The sequence below is a fragment of the Nocardioides sp. J9 genome (assembly GCF_007829375.1).
In the GTDB taxonomy this organism is placed as follows: domain Bacteria; phylum Actinomycetota; class Actinomycetes; order Propionibacteriales; family Nocardioidaceae; genus Nocardioides.
The window spans coordinates 59,419-65,588 of the sequence record NZ_VLJQ01000013.1; the positions used below are offsets into that span (position 1 = coordinate 59,419).

A 6,170-nucleotide genomic window follows, 5' to 3' on the forward strand; every position below is an offset into this window, starting at 1 on the left:
CGTCGTAGCCGAAGATCCGGCCGATGCCCCGGTCGAGGTCGTAGCCGGCGAACATGGGTACGACGGCCAGGCCCTGCATCGCCATCCCGAGGTTCGCGCGGATCAGGGCCGAGAGCCGGTTCGCCTTGCCGTCCAGCGACAGGATCGTGCCCTCGATCTTCTCGTAGTGCTCGAGCTCGACCTGGAAGAGGCGGACCATCTCGACCGCGAGGCCGGCCGTGCCGGCGATCCCGACGAGGGAGTACTCGTCGGCCGGGAAGACCTTCTCGATGTCGCGCTGGGCGATGACGTTGCCCATCGTCGCGCGGCGGTCACCGGCCATGACCAGTCCGCCGGGGAAGGTAGCCGCGACGATCGTGGTGCCGTGCGGGGCGAGCTCGGCGGCGCTGCCGGCGGGCAGCGAGCGCCGTGCCGGCAGCAGGTCGGGGGCGTTCTCGGCGAGGAAGTCGCTGAAGGAGGAGGTGCCCGGGCGCAGGAAGGCGCCCGGGATGCGCGCGTCGCTCATCCGGGCCTACTCCCCGCCCTTCTGGATGAACGACTTCACGAAGTCCTCGGCGTTCGACTCGAGCACGTCGTCGATCTCGTCGAGGATCGCGTCCACGTCCTCGTCGAGTGCCTCCTTGCGCTCAGCGACGTCGGACTCGGCGACCGTCTCGGTCGCCTCCTCGGTCTCCTCCGCCTTGCGGGGCTGCTTCTGCTCCTGGGCCATGGCTCAACCCTATCCACTCACCGGCTGAGTGCGCGGACGAGTTGCTCAGCCGTCTCGCACGAGTCGATCAGCTCACCCACGTGGGCCCGGGTCCCGCGCATGGGGTCGATGGTCGGGACACGCTGCAGCGACTCGCGGCCGGGAAGGTCGAAGATCACCGAGTCCCACGACGCGGCGGCGATGTCGCTGGCGTACTTCTCCAGGCAGCGGCCGCGGAAGTACGCGCGGGTCTCCGCGGGCGGGTTGGTCATCGCCGCGTCGACCTCGTCGTCGGTCAGCAGCCGCTGGATCCGCCCGGCCTTCACCAGCCGGTGGTAGAGGCCCTTCTCCGGCCGGATGTCGGAGTACTGGTAGTCGATGAGCTGCAGCTTCGCGTCGTCCCAGGCCAGCCCGTCCCGGGAGCGGTACTGCTCGAGCAGCTTGAGCTTGGCGACCCAGTCGAGCTGGTCGGCCAGCGACATCGGGTCCGACTCGAGCCGGTTGAGGACGTCCTCCCAGCGGGCCAGCACGTCGACGGTCTGCGGGTCCGCGTCGGTGCCGTACCGGTCCTCGACGAACTTCTTCGCCAGGTCGAGGTACTCCAGCTGCAGCTGGACGCCGGTCAGCCGGCGCCCGTCCGCGAGGGTGACCTCGTGGCGCAGGGTCGGGTCGTGGGAGACCGCGCGCAGGGACGCGACGGGCAGGTCGACGGTCAGGTCGCGGCTGATGAACCGGTCCTCGATCATGGCCAGCACGAGGGCGGTCGTGCCGACCTTGAGGTAGGTCGCGATCTCGGACAGGTTGGCGTCGCCGATGATGACGTGGAGGCGGCGGTACTTCTCCGGGTCGGCGTGCGGCTCGTCGCGGGTGTTGATGATCGGGCGCTTGAGGGTGGTCTCGAGCCCGACCTCGACCTCGAAGAAGTCGGCACGCTGGCTGACCTGGAAGCCCTCGCCGCGCCCGTCCTGGCCCTTGCCGACGCGCCCGGCGCCGCAGAACACCTGCCGGCTGATGAAGAACGGGGTGAGGTGCTTGACGATGTCGGCGAACGGGGTGGAGCGCCGCATCAGGTAGTTCTCGTGCGCGCCGTACGACGCACCCTTGTTGTCGGTGTTGTTCTTGTAGAGCACGATCGCCGGGTTGCCGGGCAGGTTCTGCGCCAGACGGGCGGCGTCGAGCATGACCTGCTCCCCCGCCTTGTCCCAGCGCACGATGTCCAGCGGCGTGACCACCTCGGGCGTGGAGTACTCCGGGTGCGCGTGGTCGACGTACAGCCGCGCTCCGTTGGTCAGGATCACGTTGGCGAGGCCGAGGTCCTCGTCGGTGAGCTGGGTCGGGTCGGCGACCTGCCGCGACATGTCGAAGCCCCGGGCGTCGCGCAGCGGCGACTCCTCCTCGAAGTCCCACCGGGCTCGCCGGGCCCGCACGGTCGCCGTGGCGTACGCGTTCACCACCTGGGACGAGGCGACCATCGGGTTCGCGGTCGGCTGCCCCTGGACCGAGATGCCGTACTCGACCTCGGTGCCCATCACTCGGCGCACGCTCATGCGTCCAGCCTACGCACACGAGGACAGGATGCAGGGGCGACTGACGGGTAGTTCTCCCGTCGAGGGACGTCGTCACGACGTCGGCAGGAGGGCACCATGACTGCTCCGGGGGAAGCAGCCCAGCGCAAGGCGCAGCAGGCGCAGGACCACCCGGTCCTCGACCGCCTGGCACGCGTCGGGATGGTCACGTACGGCGTCGTGTACCTCCTCGTCGGCTGGCTCGCCGCCCAGCTCGCGCTCGGCGACCCGTCCGGGTCCGCCTCCGGCGCGGGCGCGCTGCAGGAGATCGCGGAGAAGCCGCTCGGCTCGCTCGCCCTGTGGCTGGTGGCCCTGGGCATGGCGGCGCTCGCGGTCTGGCAGGCCTGCGAGGCGGTCGGCGGGCACGGCGACGAGGACGGCCTGCGGCGCTGGGCCGGTCGCGCCGGCTCCGCCGGTCGCACGGTCGTGTTCGCCGGCCTCGCCGTGCTGGCCGTGCGCACCGCCCTCGGCGACGGAGGCTCCTCCGGCTCCGGTGGCGGGGGCGGCCAGGGGGTCACCGCGAAGGTCCTCGACCTCCCGTTCGGTCCCGCGACCGTCCTGCTCGCCGCGGCGGTCGTGCTCGGAGTGGCCGCAACCAGCGCGTTCCGCGGCCTCAGCGACCGGTGGGAGAAGGACGTCGAGGTGGAGGGGCGCACCGGCGACGTGGGCCGGGTGGTGACGATCCTGGCCCGGGCGGGCTACGTCAGCCGGGGTGTCGCGTTCGGCGTGATCGCCTTCCTCCTGGCCCGTGCCGCCCTCGAGCACGACCCGGACGAGTCCGGTGGGCTGGACCAGGCCATCATGAAGTTCCGCGACGAGCCGCTCGGTCCGTGGCTGATCGCCGTGGTCGCCGTGGGCCTGGCGTGCTTCGGCGCCTACCACCTGTTCCGGGCCTGGTACCTGCGCAGCCGCTGACAGGCCCTGGCCCGCCACTGACCGCCGCTGACCCGCGTGCCACGCCCGGTAGCCCGGTCAGCCGGCCTGCTCCCGGACCCGCTCGACGACCGCGGCGAGGGTCTCGGCCATGTCCGGCTCGGTGCGGATCGGTGCCCTGTCGCCGGTGCGGACGGTCAGCTCGATGACGTGCTTGCGGGCCATGAGCAGGCACCGGACCCGCTGGCCGACCTGGGTCGAGGAGTAGCACCCGCCACGGTCCACGTCGGCGACGCTCGGCGGGTCGAGGGACGACTCCTCGCGCCCACCCCGGGACAGCCAGGCAGCGAACGACCGGTTGGCCTCCCGGAGGTCCGGGTGCGATCGCACGGACAGCTCGACGTCGTACTCGTCCGGCGCGTCGCGCTCGCCGGTCCCCCACGCGCAGGTCGTGTACGGCGACGCCCACTTCTTCGGGTCCGGGTGGGTGCCCCGCTCGTGGCGCCAGCCGACGGTGGTGTTGGTGAGCGTCGGCTTCGGGTTCGCTGCGCCGGTGAGTCCCTCCAGCACCGGCTCGGAGAGCAGGTCGCAGGCGTCGAGGATGCGCGTGCCCCGCGCGTACGGCTCGCCGCGCAGGACCGGCCCCAGCAGCTCCTGGGGCAGGGTGTCGCGCTGTGCGAGCCGCTGGGGGKSYYSRYGKGKCGCGCGGCGCGCCGGGCCGTGGAAGTGCTCCTCCGGCGCGGTGGCGGGCAGCTCGATCTCGAGCGAGTAGGTCGTCGTACCGTCGACGAACCGGTAGATCGCCTCGACGGGCGACGAGCCGCGCAGCTCCTCGATGAGCTTCCCGAACTCGGCGCCGGGCTGGTAGACGGTGAACCACGTGCCGTCCCCGATCCGCCGGGCCCGCCAGCGCGCGCTCGAGAGCGCACCCTGCCGGGTCGTGGACGGCTCGGCCTTCACCTTGAACCCGTTCTGGAGGTACCAGCACTCCGCGTCCGGAGCGTCCCCGGCGGGCCGCGAGCGCACGGTGGTCGTCTGCCAGACGCCGCTGGTCGGCACGATCCCGAACAGTCGGATCACGTCGCGGGGCGGCAGCAGCTGGCACGGGTCGGCGTAGTCGGCAGGCCCGACCTTCACCCGGTCCCGGGTGATGTCCGGGTAGAAGCGGTCCGCGAGGGTCGGCTCCGCCGACTCGGTCGCCTCCCCCGCCGGGGCGGCGTCGCCGGGGCGGTCCGGGTCGGCGTCGCCGGAGCTGCAGCCCGCCAGCCCGGCCGCGAGAACGACGGCGAGGGCGCCGGCAACGACCGGCCGGAGGGCGAGGGCGCGCGGGAGGGAGCGTCCGAGAACACGCATGGGCGGCAGGGTACGACGACGCCCCGGCACGCGAGCGTGCCGGGGCGTGACGTCAGGTCCGGGTCAGCGGGACTTGGCGACCTTCACCGCAGCGGTGACGCCGAGCGCGACGAGGACGACGATGGCGAGCTTCTTGACCACAGGTGGCTCCTTCAGGAGTAGTCGGTTGCGTGCGGGACCACCTTCTCAGGTCCCACCAACAGATGTCAGAGATATTGACCCGTGTTGCTGACCGTGTCGATCGACCGGCCGGGCTCGGTGCCCTGCTTGCCGGTGATGAGCGTGCGGATGAACACGATCCGCTCGCCCTTCTTGCCCGAGATCCGCGCCCAGTCGTCGGGGTTGGTCGTGTTGGGCAGGTCCTCGTTCTCCTTGAACTCGTCGACGCAGGCCTGGAGCAGGTGCGAGACCCGCAGGCCCTTCTGGTCGTGGTCGAGGAAGTCCTTGATGGCCATCTTCTTCGCCCGGTCGACGATGTTCTGGATCATGGCGCCGGAGTTGAAGTCCTTGAAGTAGAGGACCTCCTTGTCGCCGTTGGCGTAGGTCACCTCGAGGAAGCGGTTCTCCTCGGTCTCGGCGTACATCCGCTCCACGGTCGCACGGATCATGCCGGCGACGGCGCTGTCCTTGTTGCCGCCGAACTCGGCGATGTCGTCGGGGTGGACCGGCAGGCTCGGCGTGAGGTACTTGCTGAAGATGTCGCGCGCCGACTCCGCGTCGGGGCGCTCGATCTTGATCTTCACGTCGAGCCGGCCCGGGCGCAGGATCGCCGGGTCGATCATGTCCTCGCGGTTCGAGGCGCCGATGACCAAGACGTTCTCCAGCAGCTCGACACCGTCGATCTCGCTGAGCAGCTGCGGGACGATCGTGTTCTCGACGTCGGAGGAGACACCCGATCCGCGGGTGCGGAACAGGGAGTCCATCTCGTCGAAGAACACGATGACCGGCGTGCCCGAGCTGGCCTTCTCACGGGCCCGCTGGAACACCAGCCGGATGTGGCGCTCCGTCTCGCCGACGTACTTGTTGAGCAGCTCGGGGCCCTTGATGTTGAGGAAGTACGACTTCCCCTCCGCGCCCGTCTTCGCCGCGACCTTCTTCGCCAGCGAGTTGGCGACCGCCTTGGCGATCAGCGTCTTGCCGCAGCCCGGCGGGCCGTAGAGCAGGATGCCCTTCGGCGGCTTGAGCTCGTGCTCGGCGAACAGCTCGGGGTAGAGGTACGGCAGCTCGACCGCGTCCTGGATCATCTCGATCTGGTTGCCCAGGCCGCCGATGGTCTCGTAGGTGATGTCGGGAACCTCCTCGAGGACCAGCTCCTCGACCTCCGACTTGGGGACCTTCTCGTAGACGTAGCCGGCGCGGGAGTCCAGCAGCAGCGAGTCGCCGGCGCGCAGCGTCTCGTCGAGCAGCGGCTCCGCCAGCCGGACCACCCGCTCGTCGTCGGCGTTGGCGATGACCAGGACGCGCTCGCCGTCGGCGAGCACCTCCTTGAGCATGACGACCTCGCCGACCGTCTCGTAGTCGAAGGCGGCGACGACGTTGAGGGCCTCGTTGAGCATGACCTCCTGGCCGCGCCGCAGGGTGTCGAGGTCGACCGCCGGGCTCACGCTCACCCGGAGCTTGCGCCCGCCGGTGAACACGTCGACCGAGTCGTCCTCGTTGCGCTGCAGGAAGGTGCCGAAGCCGGCCGGCGG

General features: G+C 70.8%; 5 protein-coding genes and 1 pseudogene. 1 reads left to right on the forward strand and 5 read right to left on the reverse strand.

Features of this window, described 5'->3' with window-relative positions; translation table 11 throughout:
- From prcB to dop, 3 genes are all read right to left on the reverse strand, one after another.
- Nucleotides 1–505: proteasome subunit beta (prcB, locus tag L615_RS24000; protein WP_396954687.1), on the reverse strand; the 505-nt coding region annotated here is incomplete at its 3' end.
- Nucleotides 506–511: 6 nt separating this feature from the next.
- The gene (locus L615_RS01995; RefSeq protein ID WP_028654913.1) at nt 512–709 is read right to left on the reverse strand and encodes a ubiquitin-like protein Pup; all 198 of its coding nucleotides are present in this window, start codon (nt 707–709) and stop codon (nt 512–514) included.
- Nucleotides 710–726: 17 nt separating this feature from the next.
- Entirely contained in the window at nt 727–2,235 is a 1,509-nt protein-coding gene (gene dop / locus L615_RS02000; RefSeq protein WP_145723936.1) for a depupylase/deamidase Dop, read from the reverse strand.
- A gap of 96 nt (nt 2,236–2,331) precedes the next feature.
- Here dop and L615_RS02005 point away from each other — a divergent pair, with 96 nt between their 5' ends.
- On the forward strand, nt 2,332–3,168 hold the full coding sequence (locus tag L615_RS02005) for a DUF1206 domain-containing protein (protein WP_145723937.1): 837 nt from the start codon (nt 2,332–2,334) through the stop codon (nt 3,166–3,168).
- 57 nt (nt 3,169–3,225) lie between these two features.
- On the opposite strand, the pseudogene L615_RS02010 reads toward L615_RS02005, so the two are convergent.
- A pseudogene (locus L615_RS02010) lies at nt 3,226–4,479 on the reverse strand (hypothetical protein).
- A 206-nt stretch (nt 4,480–4,685) separates the two neighbouring features.
- A partial coding sequence (gene arc, locus L615_RS02015; protein WP_145723952.1) for a proteasome ATPase occupies nt 4,686–6,170 on the reverse strand: 1,485 nt, incomplete at its 5' end.

What these genes read in the sequence shown, in the direction of transcription:
- L615_RS01995 (WP_028654913.1), bottom strand. Translation starts at nt 709, where the DNA reads ATGGCCCAGGAGCAGAAGCAGCCCCGCAAGGCGGAGGAGACCGAGGAG.
- dop (WP_145723936.1), bottom strand. Translation starts at nt 2,235, where the DNA reads ATGAGCGTGCGCCGAGTGATGGGCACCGAGGTCGAGTACGGCATCTCG.
- L615_RS02005 (WP_145723937.1), top strand. Translation starts at nt 2,332, where the DNA reads ATGACTGCTCCGGGGGAAGCAGCCCAGCGCAAGGCGCAGCAGGCGCAG.